The 22,860-nt window shown below is 31.6% G+C and carries 23 protein-coding genes; 14 read left to right on the top strand and 9 right to left on the bottom strand.

Annotated elements, in window-relative coordinates; genetic code table 11:
* Nucleotides 1–83 precede the first annotated feature (83 nt).
* The 4 genes from carA to D3P13_RS00630 all read left to right on the top strand — a co-directional run bounded on the left by carA (nucleotide 84) and on the right by D3P13_RS00630 (nucleotide 5,075).
* Complete coding sequence (gene carA / locus D3P13_RS00645; RefSeq protein WP_117879370.1) at nucleotides 84–1,187, top strand: glutamine-hydrolyzing carbamoyl-phosphate synthase small subunit; 1,104 nt, start codon at nucleotides 84–86, stop codon at nucleotides 1,185–1,187.
* A 177-nt stretch (nucleotides 1,188–1,364) separates the two neighbouring features.
* Nucleotides 1,365–2,657, top strand: a complete 1,293-nt coding sequence (gene eno / locus D3P13_RS00640) for a phosphopyruvate hydratase (protein WP_117879369.1) — start codon at nucleotides 1,365–1,367, stop codon at nucleotides 2,655–2,657.
* Between the two features lie 150 nt (nucleotides 2,658–2,807).
* A complete protein-coding gene (locus tag D3P13_RS00635; RefSeq protein ID WP_117879368.1) occupies nucleotides 2,808–4,094 on the top strand; it encodes a citrate synthase in 1,287 nt (428 codons plus the stop codon).
* A gap of 66 nt (nucleotides 4,095–4,160) precedes the next feature.
* Entirely contained in the window at nucleotides 4,161–5,075 is a 915-nt protein-coding gene (locus D3P13_RS00630) for a dimethylarginine dimethylaminohydrolase family protein (protein ID WP_117879367.1), read from the top strand.
* 17 nt (nucleotides 5,076–5,092) lie between these two features.
* On the opposite strand, the gene D3P13_RS00625 is transcribed toward D3P13_RS00630, so the two are convergent.
* The 7 genes from D3P13_RS00625 to sqr all read right to left on the bottom strand — a co-directional run bounded on the left by D3P13_RS00625 (nucleotide 5,093) and on the right by sqr (nucleotide 10,301).
* Entirely contained in the window at nucleotides 5,093–6,028 is a 936-nt protein-coding gene (locus D3P13_RS00625) for a TerC family protein (protein ID WP_117879366.1), read from the bottom strand.
* A 166-nt stretch (nucleotides 6,029–6,194) separates the two neighbouring features.
* Nucleotides 6,195–6,464, bottom strand: a complete 270-nt coding sequence (locus D3P13_RS00620; RefSeq protein ID WP_117879365.1) for a hypothetical protein — start codon at nucleotides 6,462–6,464, stop codon at nucleotides 6,195–6,197.
* A 19-nt stretch (nucleotides 6,465–6,483) separates the two neighbouring features.
* Nucleotides 6,484–7,587, bottom strand: coding sequence for a DEAD/DEAH box helicase family protein (locus D3P13_RS00615; protein ID WP_117879364.1), 1,104 nt, complete (start codon nucleotides 7,585–7,587; stop codon nucleotides 6,484–6,486).
* Nucleotides 7,580–7,975 carry a (deoxy)nucleoside triphosphate pyrophosphohydrolase gene (locus tag D3P13_RS00610; protein WP_117879363.1) on the bottom strand — a complete coding sequence of 132 codons (396 nt, stop codon included), beginning with the start codon at nucleotides 7,973–7,975 and terminating at the stop codon, nucleotides 7,580–7,582. Before D3P13_RS00610 ends, D3P13_RS00615 begins: the two co-directional genes overlap by 8 nt.
* Nucleotides 7,976–8,154: 179 nt before the next feature.
* Nucleotides 8,155–8,685, bottom strand: a complete 531-nt coding sequence (locus D3P13_RS00605) for a DsrE/DsrF/DrsH-like family protein (protein WP_117879362.1) — start codon at nucleotides 8,683–8,685, stop codon at nucleotides 8,155–8,157.
* Between the two features lie 30 nt (nucleotides 8,686–8,715).
* Entirely contained in the window at nucleotides 8,716–9,027 is a 312-nt protein-coding gene (locus tag D3P13_RS00600; RefSeq protein WP_117879361.1) for a TusE/DsrC/DsvC family sulfur relay protein, read from the bottom strand.
* Nucleotides 9,028–9,056: 29 nt separating this feature from the next.
* Nucleotides 9,057–10,301, bottom strand: coding sequence for a type III sulfide quinone reductase, selenoprotein subtype (gene sqr / locus D3P13_RS00595; RefSeq protein WP_117879360.1), 1,245 nt, complete (start codon nucleotides 10,299–10,301; stop codon nucleotides 9,057–9,059).
* A 261-nt stretch (nucleotides 10,302–10,562) separates the two neighbouring features.
* On the opposite strand from sqr, the gene ligA reads away from it, so the two are divergent.
* From ligA to D3P13_RS00580, 3 genes are all read left to right on the top strand, one after another.
* Nucleotides 10,563–12,560 (top strand): NAD-dependent DNA ligase LigA, encoded by a 1,998-nt coding sequence (ligA, locus tag D3P13_RS00590; RefSeq protein ID WP_117879359.1) that lies wholly within the window; start codon nucleotides 10,563–10,565, stop codon nucleotides 12,558–12,560.
* Nucleotides 12,560–13,231 (top strand): lysoplasmalogenase, encoded by a 672-nt coding sequence (locus D3P13_RS00585; protein WP_117879358.1) that lies wholly within the window; start codon nucleotides 12,560–12,562, stop codon nucleotides 13,229–13,231. The genes ligA and D3P13_RS00585 overlap by 1 nt, the downstream gene beginning before the upstream one ends.
* A 167-nt stretch (nucleotides 13,232–13,398) precedes the next feature.
* Nucleotides 13,399–13,926 carry a hypothetical protein gene (locus tag D3P13_RS00580; protein WP_117879357.1) on the top strand — a complete coding sequence of 176 codons (528 nt, stop codon included), beginning with the start codon at nucleotides 13,399–13,401 and terminating at the stop codon, nucleotides 13,924–13,926.
* A gap of 89 nt (nucleotides 13,927–14,015) precedes the next feature.
* Here D3P13_RS00580 and D3P13_RS00575 read toward each other — a convergent pair whose 3' ends face one another.
* A complete protein-coding gene (locus D3P13_RS00575; protein ID WP_117879356.1) occupies nucleotides 14,016–14,858 on the bottom strand; it encodes a glucosaminidase domain-containing protein in 843 nt (280 codons plus the stop codon).
* 1 nt (nucleotide 14,859) lies between these two features.
* Complete coding sequence (locus D3P13_RS00570; protein ID WP_117879355.1) at nucleotides 14,860–15,768, bottom strand: 1-aminocyclopropane-1-carboxylate deaminase/D-cysteine desulfhydrase; 909 nt, start codon at nucleotides 15,766–15,768, stop codon at nucleotides 14,860–14,862.
* 67 nt (nucleotides 15,769–15,835) lie between these two features.
* On the opposite strand from D3P13_RS00570, the gene D3P13_RS21845 reads away from it, so the two are divergent.
* The 7 genes from D3P13_RS21845 (at nucleotide 15,836) to D3P13_RS00540 (ending at nucleotide 22,803) form a co-directional block, all read left to right on the top strand.
* Nucleotides 15,836–16,003 (top strand): DUF5522 domain-containing protein, encoded by a 168-nt coding sequence (locus D3P13_RS21845; protein WP_157972790.1) that lies wholly within the window; start codon nucleotides 15,836–15,838, stop codon nucleotides 16,001–16,003.
* Nucleotides 16,004–16,037: 34 nt separating this feature from the next.
* Nucleotides 16,038–18,029 (top strand): urocanate hydratase, encoded by a 1,992-nt coding sequence (locus D3P13_RS00565; protein ID WP_117879354.1) that lies wholly within the window; start codon nucleotides 16,038–16,040, stop codon nucleotides 18,027–18,029.
* Nucleotides 18,030–18,052: 23 nt separating this feature from the next.
* Nucleotides 18,053–18,604, top strand: coding sequence for a DUF4136 domain-containing protein (locus tag D3P13_RS00560; RefSeq protein ID WP_117879353.1), 552 nt, complete (start codon nucleotides 18,053–18,055; stop codon nucleotides 18,602–18,604).
* Nucleotides 18,605–18,852: 248 nt separating this feature from the next.
* The gene (locus tag D3P13_RS00555; RefSeq protein ID WP_117879352.1) at nucleotides 18,853–19,386 is read left to right on the top strand and encodes an alpha/beta hydrolase; all 534 of its coding nucleotides are present in this window, start codon (nucleotides 18,853–18,855) and stop codon (nucleotides 19,384–19,386) included.
* A gap of 184 nt (nucleotides 19,387–19,570) precedes the next feature.
* On the top strand, nucleotides 19,571–20,050 hold the full coding sequence (locus tag D3P13_RS00550; RefSeq protein WP_117879351.1) for a DinB family protein: 480 nt from the start codon (nucleotides 19,571–19,573) through the stop codon (nucleotides 20,048–20,050).
* Between the two features lie 117 nt (nucleotides 20,051–20,167).
* The gene (locus D3P13_RS00545; RefSeq protein WP_117879350.1) at nucleotides 20,168–20,596 is read left to right on the top strand and encodes a hypothetical protein; all 429 of its coding nucleotides are present in this window, start codon (nucleotides 20,168–20,170) and stop codon (nucleotides 20,594–20,596) included.
* A gap of 410 nt (nucleotides 20,597–21,006) precedes the next feature.
* Nucleotides 21,007–22,803: an AMP-dependent synthetase/ligase gene (locus D3P13_RS00540; protein ID WP_117879349.1), complete on the top strand. Its 1,797-nt coding sequence runs from the start codon at nucleotides 21,007–21,009 to the stop codon at nucleotides 22,801–22,803.
* Nucleotides 22,804–22,860: the final 57 nt, after the last annotated feature.

The raw sequence follows: 22,860 nt of genomic DNA, 5'->3' as shown, positions 1-22,860 counted from the left end.
AATAAACATTAAATATAAAAAGGATAAGCTAATTTAGTTTATCCTTTTTTTTATATTATTTTTGTAAAAATCATATACGCTAAATGAAGTATCAAACTAGAAAAAAGGCAATCGTTTTATTAGCTGATGGAACTGTTTTTGAAGGGAAATCAATTGGTATAGAAGGTTCATCAACAGGAGAAATTTGTTTTAATACGGGGATGACCGGTTATCAAGAAATTTTTACAGATCCGTCATATTTTGGTCAATTAATGGTTGCAACCAATGCACATATTGGAAATTATGGTGTTAAGGAAGCTGAAGTAGAATCAGATGGAATAAAAATTTCTGGATTAATTTGTAGAAACTTTAGTTTTGATTATTCACGCCCTGATGCTGATGGTTCTTTAAAAGATTGGTTTGAAAAACACAATTTGATTGCAATTTCGGATGTGGATACGAGAGCTCTAGTAACTTATATTAGAGAAAATGGAGCTATGAATGCCATTATTTCAACTGAGGTTGATGATATTGAAAAATTAAAAAAACAATTGGCAGAAGTACCTAATATGGATGGTTTAGAATTGGCATCTCAAGTGTCAACAGACAAACCCTATTATGTTGGTGAAGAGAATGCAAAATATAAAATTTCAGCATTAGACATTGGTATAAAAAAGAATATTCTTAGAAATTTAGCCAAAAGAGATGCGTATATAAAAGTTTTCCCTTATAACTCAACTTTTGAGGAAATGAGTAGCTTTAATCCAGACGGATACTTTTTGTCTAACGGTCCTGGAGATCCAGAACCATTAGTAGAAGCTCAGAAAGTAGCTAAAGAAATTATTGAAAAAAATTTACCGTTATTTGGAATATGTCTAGGGCATCAAGTAATCGCTTTAGCAAATGGAATTAGCACTTATAAAATGCACCACGGTCATAGAGGAATTAATCATCCTGTAAAAAATCTAATTTCTGGTAAAGGTGAAATAACATCTCAGAATCACGGATTTGCAATTAACAAAGAAGAAACTGAAAAGAATGAAAATGTAGAAATAACACACATGCATTTAAATGATCATACCGTAGCAGGTATTCGTATCAAAAATAAAAAGTGTTTTTCTGTACAATACCATCCAGAGGCTAGTCCGGGACCAAATGACTCGGTATATCTTTTTGATCAGTTCTTTGAAATGATTGAAAGTAATTAATACAATTTTGTAAATGTAAAAGGAATCTACTGCAAGCTGGATTGACCTAGTTTTTATCGAAAACGTTGTCGTATATAAGCTTTATTTTTAAGGTAAAAACGGCGGTAATTGCGTAAATTTACATGAACAATTTAAGAGAGTTTAAAACATTAAATAATAACAAAAAATAGTAAAGTCATGAGCATTATAATTAACATTCACGCACGTCAAATTTTTGATTCAAGAGGTAATCCAACTGTAGAAGTTGATGTAATTACAGATAGTGGTATATTAGGTAGAGCTGCAGTACCATCTGGAGCGTCAACAGGAGAGCATGAAGCTGTTGAATTACGCGATGGTGGTAAAGCTTATATGGGTAAAGGTGTTTTAAAAGCCGTTGCTAATGTTAATGATATAATTGCTGAAGAATTAATTGGAACTTCTGTTTTTGAACAAGCGTTGATTGACAAATTAATGATTGAGTTAGATGGTACACCAAATAAATCTAAGTTAGGAGCAAACGCTATTTTAGGTGTTTCTTTAGCAGTTGCTAAAGCTGCTGCTAATGAATTAGGTATGCCTCTTTATCGTTATGTAGGTGGTGTTTCTGCAAAAACGTTACCAGTACCAATGATGAATATCATCAACGGTGGTTCGCATTCAGATGCTCCTATTGCTTTTCAAGAGTTTATGATTATGCCAGTAAAGGCCAAAAACTTTACGCATGCTTTGCAAATGGGAACAGAGATTTTCCATAACTTAAAGAAAGTATTACACGATAGAGGTTTAAGTACAGCTGTTGGTGATGAAGGTGGTTTTGCACCAAACTTAGCTGGAGGTACAGAAGATGCTTTAGATACTATTGCAAAAGCTGTTTCTAATGCCAGTTACAAATTAGGTGATGAAATTATGATTGCTTTAGATTGTGCATCTGCAGAATTTTTTGTTGATGGTAAATATGATTACACAAAATTTGAAGGTGATAAAGGTGTAATAAGAACTTCTAAAGAACAAGCGGAATATTTAGCTGAATTGGCTGCTAAATATCCAATTATCTCTATTGAAGATGGAATGGATGAAAATGACTGGGATGGAACTAAATATCTTACTGAATTAATTGGAGATAAAGTACAATTAGTTGGTGATGATTTATTTGTTACAAATGTAGAGCGTTTAGCAAAAGGTATTGAGAACGGCATTGCGAATTCAATTTTAATTAAAGTAAATCAAATTGGTTCACTTACAGAAACTATTGCTGCTGTAAATATGGCAAAAGATGCTGGATATACAACTGTAATGAGTCACAGATCAGGTGAAACAGAAGATAATACTATTGCTGATTTAGCGGTAGCGTTAAATTGTGGTCAGATTAAAACGGGTTCTGCTTCTCGTTCAGATCGTATGGCTAAGTACAATCAATTATTACGTATTGAGGAAGAATTAGGAGATGTAGCTTATTATCCTCAAGAAAAAGCATTTAAGGTTAAATAATTTTAATTATAAGTGAATATAAAAAGCGATTATCTAAGATAATCGCTTTTTTTTATGCGGAATATTAAATTCAATTTTTTTCTTAAAATTATTATAGTAATTTTTGTAAATTAGCGTTATACTATATTTAATAAAATTTAAGCAAAATACATGTCAGAAAAAGCAACTTTAGCAATAAATGGAAAGTCGTATGAATTTCCGGTCGTAAAAGGTACTGAAGATGAATTAGGAATTGATATAAGCTCGCTAAGAACTAGTACAGACGGAGTTATAACGTTAGATCCAGGGTTTAAAAACACGGGGTCGTGTGAGAGTGCTATTACATTTTTAGATGGTGAAAAAGGAATTTTACATTATAGAGGCTACGGTATTGAAGAACTAGCTGAAAAGGCACACTTTTTAGAAGTTGTCTATTTATTAATATTTGGAGAATTACCAACGGAAAGTGAGTTGGATAAATTTCATTATGATATTCAACATCAATCTATTGTAGATGAAGATGTTAAAAAAATATTAGATGCTTTTCCAAAATCGGCACACCCAATGGGCGTTTTATGTTCATTAACAAGTGCATTAACAGCTTTTAATCCAACGTCAGTAGATGTTCGGTCTGAAGAAGCGATGTACAAATCGATAGTTAAGATTTTAGGTAAGTTTCCGGTATTAGTAGCTTGGACCATGCGTAAAAAAATGGGGTTACCTCTAAATTATGGTAGCACATCGTTAGGGTATGTTGAGAATGTCTTACAAATGATGTTTAGACAACCTAATGAAGAGTATACTTTAAATCCTATTGTAGTAGAAGCCTTAGATAAGTTGTTAATTTTACATGCAGACCATGAACAAAATTGTTCAACGAGTACTGTGCGTATTGCAGGTTCATCTCATGCTGGTTTATTTGTGTCATTGGCATCAGGTATTTCAGCTCTTTGGGGGCCATTACATGGTGGTGCAAACCAAGCTGTAATAGAAATGTTAGAAGCTATAAAAGCGGATGGTGGTGATACTAAAAAATTCATGGCCAAAGCTAAAGATAAAAATGATCCATTTAGATTAATGGGCTTCGGTCATCGTGTATATAAAAACTTTGATCCTAGAGCTAAAATAATTAAGAAAGCTGCTGATGAAGTTTTAGCAGATTTAGGTATTGAAGATCCAATTTTAGAAATCGCTAAAGGCTTAGAAAAAGAAGCGTTGGAAGATCCTTATTTCGTAGAAAGAAAACTATATCCAAATGTTGATTTCTATTCAGGTATCATTTATAGAGCGTTAGGTATTCCAACAGAAATGTTTACCGTAATGTTTGCTTTAGGTCGTTTACCAGGATGGATTGCTCAATGGAGAGAAATGCGTTTAAACAAAGAACCTATTGGTAGACCACGTCAAATATATATTGGTAAAACCTTAAGACCTTTTATACCAGTAGAAAAAAGATAATTATCAATTTTAAAATATCTATAATGTCATTTTTTCCATATTTTTGGGGAAAATGACATTTTTTATATGCTTAAACTAAATATACAAAACGAAACTTCAAGACTACGAGCGGTAGTCTTAGGTATTGCCAACAGTAATGGTCCAGCACCTTCTGTTGAAGAAGCGTATGACCCTAAGTCAATTGAGCATATTTTGGCAGGTACCTATCCGAAGCAAGAAGATATGATACTAGAAATGGAAGCTTTAGATGCGGTTTTTAAAAAATACGATGTACATGTTTTTAGACCAAAATCAATAGAAAATTACAATCAGATTTTTACTAGAGATATTGCCTTTGTCATAGAAGATAAATTTATAAAATCAAATATACTGCCAGACCGAGATCGAGAAATTGAAGCTATAGATTATGTTATAGCTCAAATAGATCCTAAAAATGTAATTAAATTACCAGAAAAGGTACATGTAGAGGGCGGTGATGTAATGCCATGGAATGAGTATATTTTTGTAGGTGTTTATACGGGTGATGATTACCCTGATTTAATTACCGCACGTACTAATAGTTATGCTGTTGAAGCTTTACAAGAATTGTTTCCTAACAAAAAGGTAAAATCATTTGAGCTACGTAAATCTAATACAGACGCTAAAGATAATGCCTTGCATTTAGATTGTTGTTTTCAACCTATTGGTAAAGACAAAGCGATACTTCATAAAAATGGATTCTTAATTGAAGAAGAGTACAAGTGGTTGGTTAATTATTTTGGAGCTGAAAACACCTATGAAATTACAAAAGAGGAAATGTACAACATGAATAGTAATATATTTTCTATTTCTGAAAAAGTGATCGTTTCTGAACGAAATTTTACACGCTTAAATACATGGTTACGTCAACACGATTTTACGGTTGAAGAAGTGCCATATGCCGAAATTGCCAAACAAGAAGGATTGTTACGTTGTTCTACAATGCCATTGATACGCGACTAAAATATAAATAGTTCTTTTTAATCTTCTGCTTTTCTTAGAGAAACTAAAATACCTATCAGCAAGGACAAGCCTATAATGGTTAGCGAAACCCATTCTGGAAATTTAAAGTGATGTGCTAAAATTAATTTTACACCAACAAAGGTTAAAATAGCAACCAAACTGTATTTAAGATATGCAAATTTATTAAGCATATTTGAAAGAAAGAAATACATAGACCGTAGCCCCAAAATAGCAAAGATATTAGAGCTAAATACCAAAAACGGATCAGAAGTAATGGCTAAGATAGCAGGCACAGAATCTAGTGCGAATAGAATATCTGTAAACTCAATTACAACCAACGTTATAAATAGTGGTGTAGCCGCTTTTATATGCTTTAACTGCATAAAAAACTTTTGTCCATCCATTTGAGTAGTAATGGGCATTACTTTTCTTAAATTTCTATAGACAAAAGACCTTTTAGGGTTAAAGGTTTCTTCTTTTTGTGTTAGCATTTTAAAGGCCGTAAATAATAAAAAGGCTCCAAAAACATAAGTAGTAAAACTGAATTTATTAATGAGTACTACACCAAAGAAAATCATCAAAGCTCTAAATACGATGGCACCCAAAATACCCCAAAACAATACGCGATGCTGATATTTTAAAGGAATATTAAAAGAACTGAAAATAACGGCAATCACAAAAATATTATCGATACTCAATGATAGTTCAATCAAATAACCTGTAATATATTTGATAGTGGCATTAGTAGCCGTAAGCTGATCTGGATTGGCAATGGTACCCGAACCATACAACCAGTAAATAACACCCGAAAAAAGAAAGGAAAGCGTCACCCAAACGGCTGTCCATGCAGAAGCTTCTTTAATACTAATAACATGCGGGTTTTTATTAAAAACACCTAAATCTAACGCTAGAAAAATTAAAATTCCTAAAATAAATAAGCCCCAAACAATCATATAAGTTTATGTGTTAATTGCGTGTAAAAGTATATCATTTACAGATTCAAAATTAACGGGAAAAGAAATTATTTTGTTTCATTTTAAACAAATACTTTTATGTATTATAAGATGTAATTAAGTTATAAGGCTAGTTGAGTTAATGTTTAATAAATTTAACCTTAGATTAACCATTTATTATATAATCATAAATAAAGTCATTTATGCTTTCACTTTCTTTATCAAATTTCATAACAATTCTTGAAGTTAATTTATTTATCCATTTAGTGATTTCTTCTCTTGAAGAAAGTTGATTTAAAAAGAATAAAAGTTGATTCTGTTCATTAAAATCATTAATGAAAAACACAATATCTAGTTTAAAACTATCTGCATAATTTTCATTGGTTATACTTAATTGTTCGTTTAGATAATTTATTTTTTCTTTAAAGTTTAGCATATGATTTTCGTTAAATTTTTCAATTTAAAACACATACAAATTCCCCGATTACCGTCATTCCTTGAGCATTTTCTTCAGTGATGACAATGTCTTCATAACTATCATCAAAAGAATTAGCTTTTAACACTATTTCTTTATGTTCCCAACCTTCATTTGTAATTGATTTTTTACTTGAGTAAGTTTTTATAGTAAAAGCAGAATTAAAATCTTTGTCTAAATCTCTATGATTCCCTGAGTATAAGCCCATTGTTTTTGAGTCACCAAATACCATTTCAAATGTTTTTAAGGCTTTCTTAGCAATGTTTAAACGGTGTACAACAAATAGTAATTTTTTAGAATTAAATGCCTTAGCATCAAATGCAGATAGATAAGTTTTACCCGTTCCTGTCGCTGAAATTAATAAAGCTTTATTTTTATTTTCAAGCCTTAAATTCTCTAGGTTTATCAATGCTTCTCGTTGCATTGAATTTGGGATGATTTTTTTAATGGATACTTGTACAGTTTCGTTTAGAGTATTGAATAATTTTTGATTGTCATATATTGTTTTATACGCTTCGATAAACTGAGAAGTAACTTTGGTACCATGCTTAAAATCATCTTCAAATTCTCCAACAACCTTGTTAACAATTTCACTTTCATTTAAAGCAGATACTTTTAAATTCCATTCTTTATTTGTTGTTAATGCATTATCTGTTAAATTACTACTGCCAATGATTAAATTATAATATTTATTTGTTTTAAAAAGATAACCCTTAGAATGTGAATTACCTTTTGTCGCAATTTTAAGTTCAATGTTTTTAAACTTTAAGAGCCTTTTTAGAGCTTCAGGTTGTGTGAAATTTAAATATTGAGAAACTAATATCTTACCTTTTATATTCCTTTTTTCTAATGATATTAAAGTATTCATTAATGTTGCTACTCCACCAGTAGTTACAAATGCAACGGATATATAAAAGGATTCACAAGATTCTAACTCTTTTATGATAGTTGATAAAATTTTTAACTTAGGTTCTTTACTGTTTACCAATAATTCTGGCTGATAAACCACCTCAGAACTAATAGATTTGTTTATAAAACCTGTTTGAATACTTTTCTCAAACTTTTCAGTAGAAAATTTAATCATTAGTAATTAATTTTGAAACAATAGGTAAGTCCGCTGCTGCCCAATCCAGTTTTAATAATTCTTCTTTTTTAAGCCATTGAGATGAAATATGCTCATTTAGTTCGATTTTTTTTGTAGATGTAGTACATAAGAAACTGTGCATTGTTAGTTCAAAATCTGGATATTGATGAACAACGGTTAGATACAAATTCTCAATGTTTGGACTAATATTTAACTCCTCAATTAACTCTCTTTCCAAAGCTTCTTTTTTAGATTCACCATTTTCTATTTTTCCGCCTGGAAATTCAAATTTACAAGAGATGTAATCTAATAAGTTTTCTGCTCTTTGAACACAAAGAATCTCATTATCATGCATGATTATTGCAGCAACAACTTCTACTTTTTTCATTTACTTTTATTAAAATATTATGTTAGTATGATAAATTAAATTCTATCATGAAACTAAAGTATGTTAACTCATTTTATTTATTGGTATCGACCAATGACGAAGTTCGCCCTTTTTGTTGAGAAAGGCAAATAAAAAACCCGAAGCCACGGCTTCGGGTTTTACAGTTTAATTTAAAATGACTAGGTAAATATTATTTGAGTTCTGTCACCATCGCAAAGTTCATAAAACTGACCTATGGTAATGATATCTTCTACTTCTTCAGACATATCTTCTTTGGTTATTTTAAACATGTCAACGGCTAATTTACAAGCAAATATTCTACCACCACCAGCGGTTATCATTTCTAGAAATTCATCTACAGGTGGCATATCTAACGCTTCCATTTGTTTTCGCATCATACCCGAAACTGCTGTTTCTACTCCTGGTAATCCGCCAAGCATAGTAGGGAAAGGAAGACCTCCTGGCATTCTCATAGAAGGGTTTCCTGTTGTTGCTGTATGCAATGTATTCATCGATTTTTTAGTGATACCATCCAATCCGAAAAAGGTGAAAAACACATTGGTTTCTATACCTTCCATAACGGCACCATTCGCCATTATTAAAGTAGCATAAACATCTTCTAAACTACCTTTTGCACAAATAAGACATACTTTTTCTAAAGGCTTCTTCTCTTTTAACTCGGTTTTATTATCTATTTTTTTTGTTTCCATTTTGTGAGTTTTTATTGAATTTATAGTGAACTATATACAACTTGTTGGTTTTGGTATTCCAGCAATTTTAGATGAAAATTTTAAAGGTCCTTTTGGAAATAATGTATACAATCCTTTAATATCTACAATGCCAGATTTACCTACTCTTCTGATAGTAAGGGCCACACCTTCTTTATTTTGATTGCGTAAATAATGTAGCACTTCAAAATGTTTATCAGTTAATTCAATACCTATTTCATCTGCAATTTCTGTTGCAATATTTTCATTCCATTGATTCATATCTTCTAGGTATCCTTCTTCGTTTACGTTTACTTGCATACCTGCTATTGTTTTTGCTTCCATAATTTTAGTTTTTTAGTTTTACTTAATTTTTATTTCGATTTTATGTCAAATACTTTTCCTTTAAAGCTCATATTTCTTGAGACAAAAGGAATGGCAATACCTTTTAATAACATGTTCCAATAAATCCATCGAAAAGCTAATTTTCCCCAATGGTTAAATACACTTTCTTTCAATAACCGTAATGGACCTATTTTAGCAAAAGGGAATGTACCATGTACGGGTTCTGTGTTGTAATTAAAATCAATTAGCAATGCCTTGTTATTTCCTGTTTCAATAAAACAATTGGCATGTCCATCAAATTCTTTTTTAAGTTTATAACCATCTATATAGAGAAGGATATTATCTGTCAATGTTTCTGCCTGAAAATGTGCTACGGAACCTGCCTTAGAGGCTGGAACATCAGTGGCATCTCCAATTACAAAAATATTTTCATGTGCTTTTGATTGTAAGGTGTTATGATCTGTAGGTATAAAATTCAAATCATCACCTAAACCTGACCTTTCTATAAGTTCATCACCCATATTGGTTGGTACGGTTACTAGTAAATCAAAAGGAATTTCTCTTTCTTCATAATCTACAATTGCTTTTTGGTTATTATCTACTTCCATTATAGAAAAATCAGGTTCGAGATGAATATCTTTCTCTTCTAAAAGGTACGCCAATGCGGTAGAACAAGTGGGTTTTGTAAATGCCCCTGAAAGTGGCGTTACATAGGTAATATCTACTTTGTCTCGCATACCTTTTTTACGGAAATAAGAATCAGCTAAAAAAGCAAACTCAAGTGGAGCAACGGGACATTTTATAGGCATTTCAGTAATGTGAACTACTAATTTTCCGCCTTTCCAATCTCTTAGTTTATCCCTGAGTGCCAAAGCACCTTCATAAGTGTAAAAATCAAAAATGTCTTTTTTCCATAATGGTCCTAATAGACCTTGAGTTTCTTGAGGTGCAATTTTTGAACCAGTTGCAATTATGAGTACATCATAATTTATGGTTTCATCTTCTAATTGGACTTTGTTTTCGTTGGGAATTATCTTCTCAATTTTTTTCTGGATATAATTTACTTTTTTATGAATTAATTTTTTTCCAACTTTTTTTACTTGACTTTCGGTATAGGTGTCAAAAGGAAGAAATAAAAAACCAGGTTGATAATAATGTGTCTTATATTGATCTACAATAGTAACATCCCATTCATTACTGCGTAGTTTCGGCCTTAAATGATTTGCCATCATTGTGCCTGCTGTTCCTGCTCCTAATATTAATAGCTTTTTCATGAGTTATTTGTTTAAGTTACTGTCTCGAAGTTAGTTAATAATAATGTGGAAAAAGGTGATAAAAGTCATGTAATTGATGCTAAACACTCGATATTCAGTAACTTATGTTACATAATGAATGGTTAATGAAGGTTTTTGTTACTTATAATATAAAATGAAGAACCTTTCTTGTAAAAAGGGAACGACTTATAAAGACCTGAAGTTTTTTAACTTTTAGAGTTAAAATTTATTTATTTTTAACTTTTAAAATTTACAAGAACAATGTCTTCAATTCAAGAACAACTTATACAACTCCGAGAAGAATTACGTGAACATAATTATAACTATTATGTGTTGGATAATGCCACCATTTCTGATTATGATTTTGACATGAAGCTCAAAACATTGCAAGATTTGGAAGCAAAGCATCCTGAGTTTTTTGATGCCAGCTCACCTACGCAACGTGTAGGTGGTGAGGTTACTAAGAATTTTGAAACGATTGCTCATAAGAATAGAATGTATTCTTTAAGTAATAGTTATTCTAAAGAAGATTTATTGGATTGGGAAAAACGCGTTCAAAAAATATTAGGAACAGAGGCTGTTGAATATACTTGCGAGCTTAAATATGACGGAGCGTCAATAAATTTAACCTATGAAAAAGGACAATTAATAAAAGCCGTAACTAGAGGTGATGGATTTCAAGGAGATAATGTTACTGCCAATATTAAAACAATACGCTCAATTCCGTTGCAATTAAAAAGTAATTTTGTAGATGATTTTGAGATTAGAGGTGAAATTATTTTACCGCTAGAGGGTTTTTCGAAAATGAATGAGGCTAGGGTAGAAGCTGGTGATGATCCTTATATGAACCCAAGAAACACGGCGAGTGGTAGTTTAAAACTACAAGATAGTGCCGAGGTGGCTAAACGACCATTAGATTGCTTACTATACCATGTGGTGGCTGAAAGATTACCCTTTAAAACCCATTATGAAGCCTTAGAAAATGCTAAAAAAGCGGGCTTTAAAATTCCAGATACTATAAAAGTAGCGAAGTCCATAGACGAAATATTAGACTATATAAATTATTGGGATACGCAGCGTTTTAAGTTGCCTTATGAAACCGATGGTGTGGTAATAAAAGTAAACTCGTTACATCAGCAAGATGAATTAGGGTATACGGCAAAAGCACCACGTTGGGCAATAGCCTATAAGTTTAAAGCGGAGCAAAAAAGTACCGTTTTAAATAGTATTTCTTATCAAGTTGGTAGAACTGGAGCCATAACACCAGTTGCTAATTTAGAACCGGTTGAGTTAGCAGGTACCATCGTAAAACGTGCTTCGTTGCATAATGCTGATCAAATTGAAAAACTAGATATACGTGTTAATGATACTGTATTTGTAGAAAAAGGCGGTGAAATTATTCCTAAAGTAGTTGGGGTAGATTTAACAAAAAGACCCGCAGATTCTCAACCTACAGTTTATGCTACACATTGTCCGGAATGCAATACGTCGTTAGTAAGAACTGAAGGAGACGCCAAACACTATTGCCCTAATGAATATGGTTGTCCGACACAAATTGCAGGTAGAATTCAACATTTTATCAGTAGAAAAGCCATGGATATTGAAGGCTTGGGTGGAGAAACGGTTGCCTTATTAGCTAAGGAGAACTTAATTTCAAATTATGCAGACTTGTATGAGTTAAAAACGGAACAAATTATTCCGTTAGAAAGAATGGCTGAAAAATCTGCTGAAAACATGATTAAAGGAATTGAAAAATCAAAAGAAATTCCATTTGAACGTGTTTTATTTGCTTTAGGAATTCGATTTGTTGGTGAAACAGTTGCTAAAAAATTGGCTAAATATTTTAAAAACATTGATAGTTTACTCAACGCAAGTTTTGAAGAATTAATTGCCGTTGATGAAATAGGAGACAGAATAGCTCAAAGTATTATTGATTTTTCAAATAATCCTTTAAATATTGACTTGGTAAATAGATTAAAAAGCTATGGTGTGCAAATGGAACTTTCCGCCAAGGCGTTGGAAAATCAGACAGATGAATTGCAAGGAAAGATTTTTGTAGTGTCAGGTGTTTTTACAAAAATGAGTAGAAACGAACTTAAAAAATCAATTGAAGATAATGGCGGAAAAGTATCAAGCTCCATTTCTAAAAAGACCAATTATATTATTGCAGGTGATAATATGGGACCAAGTAAACGTACAAAAGCTGAAGATTTAGGTATTCCTATTATTTCAGAAGATGATTATATAGCGATGATATAATGACTACAACCAAAAACAATACTAAAGTTACTATTATTACAGCTCTTTTTGTAATAGTTTCACTTTGTGATATGGTAGGTGTTGTTTTCAATATAGAACTACTGCGAAGTGTTTTTAAACCCTTGTTAATGTTAACACTATTGATGCTCTATTTGGTGTCAACGAAGCAGGTTAATGGCTGGTATATAGGTGCTTTAGTGTTTTCGTTTTTTGGTGATGTATTATTGTTATTTGAAGGTGAACTCTATTTTATGTTAGGTTTAATTTCCTTTTTAATAGCACATATCATATATATTAAAATAGTATTGGGTTGGATTAATAGCTCTAATTTAAAAACTATACTCATAGCTACGGTACCCTTTTTAATAGTGTTTTTTGCACTCATCAATTTATTGAAAAATAGCTTAAATGAATTGTTCGTTCCTGTGGTGGTTTATGGTGTTACCATTTCTGTGATGGGCATTGTTTCTTTATTATTTTACTTACATAGAAAAAGTATTGCTTCGAAATATATGTTTATAGGTGCTTGTCTTTTTATTATTTCCGATTCTGTGTTGGCAATAAATAAATTTGATACTACAAATAATATATTCCCCATCATTATTATGCTCACCTATTTAGCGGCTCAATATTTAATTTTAAGAGCTGTACTTACCCACGAAAAAGAATAGTAAATAATCTATTAGTCAGATTTTTATGATTTTTAAGGATATAGAAAAGTAATTTTTTGATAGAGTCACTAATTTTTTGGAATGTTAATCTACTGTTAAAATCAAACTTTTAATTAAACTATTTTTAATAGCTACAGTCAAAGCAGTATAACATTAAAATAAAAAAAATGAAAAATTTAGAAACAAAAAACAAATCCCTAATAGGAAATAAAAAACCAATGCGTAGAAATTTAGTAATTGGAGGTTTTATGGCCTTGTTAACTGTAGGTGCTTTTGCTCAAAACAACAAAAGAGGCTTTAATAGATCAGATATGACACCTGATCAAATGGCAGAATTACAAACAAAAAAAATGGCATTAAATTTAGACCTTACGGATGCTCAGCAAAAAAAGGTGTATGATTTAAACAAAGAACAAGCTATTGTGCGTGATGCAAAAAGAAAAGAGATGCAAGCTTTACGTGAAAAAGGAGAAAAGCCAGCGAATAGAAATTCATATGACAAGCAAAAATCTAGATTAGATGCTCAATTGGTTCGTCAAGAATCTATGAAAAAGATTTTAAATGAAGACCAATATGAAACCTGGAAAACAACCATGAAACGCAAAGGAGATAAAATGAAAAAACAAGGAAAACGTAACATGAACAATCAAAACTCTAAAGGTAATAGAGTAAATAAAAGATCAAATAATAATTAATAATTTAGATTTAGTTTTGGAAAATCGTCACTGACACGAAAGTATTTGTGACGATTTTTTTATTGTAAAAAGACACTTAACTGTTGCAATTATTCAACAAAAATTTTCTGACCCACAGACAGTTCATTATTCTTAAGACCGTTTAGCCACTTTAATTTATCAACGGTTAAGTTATTGTTTTTAGCTAAAGAATACAAGGTGTCTCCTTTAGATACAATGATGTATTTAGACGTTACATCATCTTTTGTTTTTTTAATTACTTTACCATTATAAAGATAGCTTTCATCAAAGTCGTCATACTTATCTAATTCATAAGTTTCTATAAGTGTAATTAACTTTGCAGGATATTTAGGGTCTGTTGCATAACCCGCTTTTCTCAAGCCTTTAGACCAACCTTTATAATCTTTTTTACGAAGCTCAAACAATCCAGCATAACGTTTTCTATCAAATAAAAATAAGGAATGATCTCTAAAAGAGGTTAATGGATGTTCGTATTTTCTAAAACATTCTTGACGTGAATCATCATCATGATACATGCGTTTACCATCCCAAGTATGACACTTTATACCAAAATGATTGTTACCTTTTACTGAAAGTCTACTCTTACCGCTGTTAGATTCTAATATACCTTGTGCCAATGTAATACTAGCAGGTATTTTATACGCTATCATTTCTAAGATGGCAATATCATTATATTCATCAATATACGCCAATGTGTTTTCATTCAAATTAGGTTTACGTCTCATTAGATCAGCATGAATTACATCAGCTTCATCTATTTTTTGAAGTTTTACAGGTGTTACCGTCTTTTTTACGACTTTATTTGGTTGTCGTTGATCTATTATTTTTTGTGAAGTTGTTCTTTTGTGTGAGCCACAACTGGCAAAAACACTTAAAATAATAATACTTAAAACTATTTTTAGATACTTCATTTTAAATTAATTGCAAATAATTCTTTTGTTTTAATACGTTATTCATTCCTGCTATTCCTTGTAAACCGCCAGTATGAATTGCAAGTATTTTACTTCCTTTTTTAAATACTTTATTTTTAGCCATATCTACAATGCCGTAAAGCATTTTTCCAGTATAAATAGGGTCTAAGGGAATGTCAGTTGCAAGCTTAAAATTATTTATAAATGTAATAAGCTCATTATTTATTTTAGCGTAACCGCCAAAATGAAAGTCGGTATTTAATTCCCAATTGTTCTTCGTTGTCCATTTGGCAATTTCATCTTTTAAAAAGTCACCTTTAAGTGATGAAAACCCTATCACTTTCTGACGGGGTTCCGTACTATTTATAATACCAGAAATAGTGCCACCTGTTCCAACAGATGTGCAAATATAATCAAAGCTTTTGTCTTCTTTTGTTAAAATTTCTTCACATCCTTTTATGGCTAAGCTATTTGTGCCTCCTTCAGGTATTAAATAGTAGTTGCCCAATTCATCTTTTAAAGTACTTAAAAAGGTGTCATTTTCCTTTTCACGATATAAACTTCTAGTGATAAACTTAAACTGCATTCCGCATTTTTGAGCAAAAGCCAAAGTTGCATTTCCTTCAATTTTATCAACCAATTCTTCGCCTCTAATAATACCGATGGTCTTAAACCCGAATTTTAATCCTACAGCGGCAGTTGCTGCAATATGGTTAGAATAGGCACCACCAAAAGTGACTAAGGTGTCAAAGCCTTGCTCTCTGGCAGCAATTAAATTATACTTCAATTTTCTGTATTTATTACCTGAAATGTCAGGATGGATTTCATCTTCTCGTTTAATAACAAGTTCAATATCCTCAAGTAAAGGAAAATGCACCGATTGGTTTCTGCTGTTTACGTTAAAATCCATATCATGGCGAAATTAGTGAATTTATTTAATGATATTTATGGTAAATTTACCTGATAAATAAAATTGCATGTTTAATAATTTACCAAAATTAGAACCTGAGGATTATTATCTCACGGATAAAGGATACAAAGTGTTTACAGAGAAATACCATTTAAAACGTGGATATTGCTGTAAAAGCGGATGTAGACATTGTCCTTATGGTTATGATAAAAAAACAGATTCTTTTGATAATTAGAGAATAATAAACGGTTTATAATAAATAAATACCAATGAACGAATTTCATCAACAAATTTTAAAAGGTATTCCAAACCAACTTCCCAATCTTAAAACGTATGATTCGGAAATAAACCATGCTCCTAAACGAAAAGCCATTTTATCAGAAGATGAAAAAAAGCTAGCCCTTAAAAATGCACTTCGTTATTTTGATTCTAAATTTCATGCCACATTACTACCTGAATTTAAAGAAGAATTAGAAACTTATGGTAGAATTTATATGTATCGGTTTAAGCCCGAGTATAAAATGTATGCTAGACCAATAGAAGCCTATCCTGGAAAATCATTACAAGCCAAAGCCATAATGCATATGATTCAAAATAATTTGGACAATGCCGTGGCACAACATCCACATGAATTGATAACCTATGGAGGTAATGGAGCGGTGTTTCAAAATTGGGCTCAATATTTACTTACCATGCAGTATTTGGCTGAAATGACTGATGAGCAAACCTTAACGATGTATTCAGGTCATCCAATGGGGTTGTTTCCTTCGCATAAAAATGCACCAAGAGTTGTGGTTACTAACGGTATGATGGTTCCCAATTATTCCAAACCAGATGATTGGGAGAAATTTAATGCCTTAGGTGTAACCCAATATGGGCAAATGACAGCGGGTAGTTTTATGTATATCGGTCCTCAAGGAATTGTGCATGGTACTACGATTACGGTTTTAAATGCAGGGCGAAAAATTGCCAAACAAGGTGAAGGTTTAGCCGGAAAATTGTTTGTGACTTCTGGGCTTGGCGGTATGAGCGGTGCTCAACCCAAAGCGGGGAATATTGCAGGCTGTATTACGGTATGTGCAGAGGTTAATTTAAAGGCGGTTCAGACACGGCATTCACAAGGTTGGGTAGATGAGGTTATTGATGATTTAGATGTGTTGGTGCAGCGTGTACGTAAAGCGAAAGCAAATAAAGAAGTCATCTCTATTGCCTATCATGGAAATGTGGTTGCCGTTTGGGAAAAGTTTGATGAACAAAATGTATATATCGATTTAGGTTCTGACCAAACCTCATTACATAATCCTTGGGCAGGCGGTTATTATCCTGTGGGATTATCATTTGAAGAGGCGGTTGAATTAATGGTGAAAGACCCTGCTACTTTTAAAGAAAAAGTACAAGAAAGTTTACGGCGTCAAGCCGATGCAATAAATAAGCATACAGCAAAAGGTACTTATTTTTTCGATTATGGTAATGCATTTCTCTTAGAAGCATCACGAGCTGGAGCTGATGTAATGGCAACAAACGGAATTGATTTTAAATACAAGAGTTATGTACAAGATATTATGGGACCTATGTGTTTCGATTACGGTTTTGGTCCTTTTCGATGGGTTTGTGTCTCTGGCAAGTCTGAAGATTTAGAAAAAACAGACGCTATTGCTTGTGCTGTGTTGGAAGAAATGATGCAGCATTCGCCTGTTGAAATACAACAGCAAATGGCTGATAATGTGAAATGGATAAAAGGAGCACAAGAAAATAAATTGGTAGTAGGTTCGCAAGCAAGAATCTTATATGCAGATGCTGAAGGTCGTATTAAAATAGCCAAGGCCTTTAACCATGCAATTGCTGCTGGTGAAATTGGTCCGGTGGTGTTAGGAAGAGATCATCATGATGTTTCTGGTACAGACTCTCCTTTTAGAGAGACCTCAAATATTTATGATGGATCAAAGTTTACTGCAGATATGGCCATACAAAATGTAATTGGAGATAGCTTTAGAGGGGCCACTTGGGTATCTATACATAATGGTGGTGGCGTAGGATGGGGAGAGGTTGTTAATGGTGGTTTCGGCATGGTTATTGATGGTAGTGAAGAAGCTGAACAACGTTTGCAAGCCATGCTATTTTGGGATGTAAATAACGGTATTGCAAGACGAAGTTGGGCGAGAAATAAAGAAGCTATATTTGCTATAAAGCGAGCAATGGAAGTAGAACCCAATTTAAAAGTTACACTTCCTAATATAGTTGACGAATCATTATTAGATTAAATTGTTTTTAAAAAATTAAACTTATGAAATACGTAAAATTACTTTCAGTGGTTGTGGTACTTTTTTTAGTATCCTCTTGTGCATCAGTTAGAGTTTCTTCAGATTATGATAAAGAAGTTGACTTTAGTAAATATAAAACGTTTGCTTTTTACAAAAAAGGAATTGATAAAGTAGATATTTCTGATTTAGACAAGCGTAGAATATTACGAGCGGTTGAAGCAGATTTAATAGCTAAAGGATTTACAAAATCTGAAAACCCAGATTTATTGGTAAATATCTTTACCAAGTCTAGAGAAAAAATTAATGTGTATAATAACAATTATAACGGTTGGTATCCTTGGTATTATGGTGGTTTTGGTCCTTACGGATTCGGAATGGGGGCTTATAATAATGTAACCCGATCTACAGAAGGTACCTTGTTTATAGACCTTATAGATGCCAATAAAAAGGAATTGGCTTGGCAAGGAATGGGTACAGGTGCATTAGCATCTGCAAATAACATTTCTAAAAAAGAAGCACGTATCAAAGAATTTGTAACAGAAATTATGGCGAAATATCCGCCAGTGGCAGAATAGCAATTTTTCTGTTTTTTTGAGAAACCCGAATTGAGTTTAGCTCGGTTCGGGTTTCTCTTTGGTGTTTAATTTTTCCGTTGGTAAACGTTTAAAAAACGTTTACCTTCATTAAGATTATAAGAGAATGCCAATAATAACGGAGCTTGTATTCATATTGTAAAAATATATAATTACATTTATAGTACTAAAAAACAGCCCTGCAATTGTGGTAATACAAATGTTGTAAGTCATTACAGAAAAACTGATAAATGAAACCTAGATTAATAATATTATCCGATTTATGGGGAATTGAAAAATCAGTATGGATAAATGATTATACCGAGATTTTAGATTCTATTTTTGAAATTCAGTATTATGATTGTTGCGACTTAGGACAAGTTGATAAATTAGAATATCAAGAAAATAATTTGCACAACCAATTTATAAACGGAGGAATTGAAGTTGCCACGAAAAGACTTTTAGAATTAGAGAAAAAAAGAATTGATGTTTTGGCTTTTAGTATTGGAGGAATAATTGCTTGGAAAGCACAATTGAATGGATTAAAAATCAACACTCTTTACTCTATATCTTCAACCAGACTTAGATATGAAAAAGAAAAACCCAAATGTAATTTAAGCCTGTATTTTGGAGATAAAGACAATTATAAACCAACATCTGAATGGTTCGATAGAATAGAACTTAACCCGAAGATATTCAAGAACAAAGAACATAAATTATATACTGAAATTGGTTGTATAAGTGAAATATGTGATGATATAAAAACGCCTTACAACAATGTATGAAAATATAAGGGTTACGAGTTAGACCCAGAGTTAGTTTATATTAACAAAGTCCTCCAGATTTTCAATTTGACGGCTAAAAGAAATATAACGATAAAATGGTAAATTTGGCTAAGTGCTAAATTGAAAGTAAGTCCATTTTAATCCCTTACTCTTCTTATACTAACTAATGTAGCTTATTAGAAAAATGAATAGAGAAATTAAAACAATATTAAATGCTTTAAGTGAAACGCCTAGACTATTAAAGGAATTGATTTCTGAAATTGACTCTGAACTTTATAAAGAGAAAATGATCAAAGGTAAGTGGTCAATTCATGAACATGCAACTCATATAGCAGTTGGCGATATTTATGGATTTCAAAAAAGACTCAAAGTTTTTAGACAAGAAGAAAAACCGATTTTTGAACCACTATCTGGAGATAGTTTTGATAAAAATTTCTTTTTAAAATTAGATTTGAAAAAGACTATAAATGACTTTTTCGAAATTCGACAAAGAACAATTGAATTAACGAAAGCATTTAACTCGAACGACTGGAATAAGTTAGCCATTCATCCAGAATACAAAACTTATACACCTTATATCATGCTAAGACATTTGTTAATGCACGACCACAATCATCTGTATAAAATTGAAGATATGGGATTTGGGATTGGACATATAAAATAACGAAGCTACAACACTATATATATATAATTGGGCGATTAGTGTTTAATCGAAAAACATTAATTTTAACCTATAGCTATATTTTAGGACTAGATATTTGACCAAACTAAAAGAAATTTAATGAACGAAATAACTTTACCATATCATTTAATCTTTCCATCAATAATTTCAATTTTGATTTTAGGAATTATATTCGTGAAAAGAAAGCGAATATTTGGAAACGGAAAACTGAAATTGTTTTGGATAAGTTTGACAGTTTTCTTTCTGTTTTACTTATTAATCGTTGGAGGAGCAACTTATTCTAATATTTATGCTCAATGGAATTTGAATAAGTTTGACTTAAATAAAGACGGTTTTTTTAGCGGAATTGAAATAACGCTTGAACAGAACGAAGCAATGAGAAATTTAACAAGTGATACTGGAAGAAATTTTTCATTAATAACTGGTCTGATTTTTTCTGGAATTATTGCTTTTTTTGTTTTAGTAATTGGGAAAATAGCTAAATACATAAAAAGAGAAAAAATCACACATAATAAAGAACTGTTGTAAAGAAATCTTGATTTCTTTTAATGTAAATACACTATCTATAACTCTCTCAAAAAAAATGAATTACCTACATCAATTTATAAGAATTCAGATCTGTTCTTTGGTGTGTTTTTAAGAACGTCTTTATTTTATTAATTATTAACTCTATCATTTTTAAGCTTACAAAAAATGAGATAAGCGATATAAGTTATCGAGACTAATTTATGCTCAAGCTATCTTCTTGAAAATGGGATGTATATAAAATCAAATCTTTCATTCAATAGCGGAAAAAACAATGATTTTTAAGCGTAATAAAATTGATAGTTTTAAAAATATGAAACGTTCAATTTAGGTAAACAGCGTACAATTATTCGTAACTTTGTATGCTTTATTTTAGGCAACGTCCTATTTTAATTTGGAACCAATAACAGTTTATGAAATATAAACACTTAGTAGAAGAGATAAAAGAAAATAGTCAGCGTTTTAATAGTAAAAACGCCATTTATTATAAGGATAATGAGCTTGGAAAATGGAAGGGTGTTTCTTGGTTAGATTTTGAATATCGAATAGAAGAGCTGTCAAAAGCCCTCTTAAATTATGGAATATCGATACAACAGAATATTGCTATTTTTGCCGAAAATATGCCAAATTGGATAATTGCAGATGTTGCAATTATGCGAGTTAGAGCAGTAACGATACCCATTTATGCTACAAATTCTAAAAAAGAGGTAGAATATGTTGTCAATGATGCAGAGGTGAGTCTACTTTTTGTTGGCGATCAAAATGAATATGATAAAGCTTATGAACTTCTAGAAACTTCCAAGTATTTAAAACTAATTGTAGCGTTAACAAAAACAATTAAACTTCATCAATCAAATAATTCTATTTATTTAGAAGATTTTATAGCATTTGAGCCTTCAGAACAAATTGAAACGGAACTTCAAAAAAGGTATTACGAGTGCGATTTAAAAGATTTGGCAAGTATCATTTATACTTCTGGAACAACAGGAGAGCCCAAAGGAGTAATGTTAGATTATACTAATTTTGGAGCTTCGTTATATGCACATGATTATGAATTGAACGTTTCAGAAAGAGATATCTCATTAAGTTTTCTACCCTTAAGTCATATTTATGAACGCAGCTGGGTATTCTTTTGTTTACATAGAGGAATTGAAGTTTATTTTAATCAAGATCCTAAAAAAATTGTAGAGGTTTTAAAAGAAGTAGAACCAACCTTAATGTGTACAGTACCTCGAATATTTGAGAAAATATTTGCTGCAATTCAAGATAAAAGAAAGGAAGCTTCGCCTACTAAAATGAAATTGGCAAGCTGGGCATTGGGTGTTGGTAATAATTATTATAACAAGCATAAACGAATTGCTAAAAAAGTACCACTACTTTTAAAGTTGAAATATAAAATAGCAAATAAATTAGTGCTAAGTAAATTGCGTGAAGTATTTGGTAGTCGTATAAGGTTTATGCCTTGTGGAGGTGCTCCTTTGGCGGCAGATATGGTTTCCTTTTTTCATTCGTTTGGTCTGAATATTAAATGTGGATACGGATTAACCGAAACTACAGCAACGGTTACGCTTTTTGGGGATACTAATTATGAATTTAATTCTGCAGGAAAACCCATAGAAGGATCTCAAATTAAAATTGGTCATAATAATGAGGTTTTAGTAAAAGGTCCAGGAGTAATGAAAGGCTATTACAAAAAACCAGAGGCTACTGCAGAAGTTTTTGATAATGGTTGGTTTAAAACTGGTGATGCAGGTAAAATAGATGAAAAAGGGAATTTAATAATTACCGATAGAATTAAAGATTTAATGAAAACGTCTGGTGGAAAATATATTGCACCACAAAAATTAGAAACCGCTCTAATTACCGATTCGTTTATTGAGCAAATTGCAGTAATAGGAGATCAGCAAAAATATGTTACAGCACTTGCCGTACCAAGTTTTGAGAATTTAAAGAAATACGCTTTAGAACACAAAATTACCTTTAAAGATGTTGAAGAATTAATCACCAATAATCAGATCATTGCCCTTTTTGAAAAACGATTTGAAGAGCTTCAAAAGGAATTTTCTAAATTTGAAAAAATTAAAAAATTCACCTTACTCCCTAAAAGCTTTAGTATAGAAGCAGGTGAGATTACGGCAACCTTAAAATTAAAGCGAAAAGTAATACAGAAAAAATACAAAGAACTTATTGATAAGATGTATTCAGATTAAGTAGAACAGTCTTAGGAGCGGATAAGTGTCTTTACTTTTACAGCTAAACTATTTCTA

Source organism: Aureibaculum luteum, from assembly GCF_003449015.1.
Lineage (GTDB): Bacteria > Bacteroidota > Bacteroidia > Flavobacteriales > Flavobacteriaceae > Aureibaculum > Aureibaculum luteum.
This window is presented reverse-complemented; position numbering and strand designations above follow the sequence as displayed.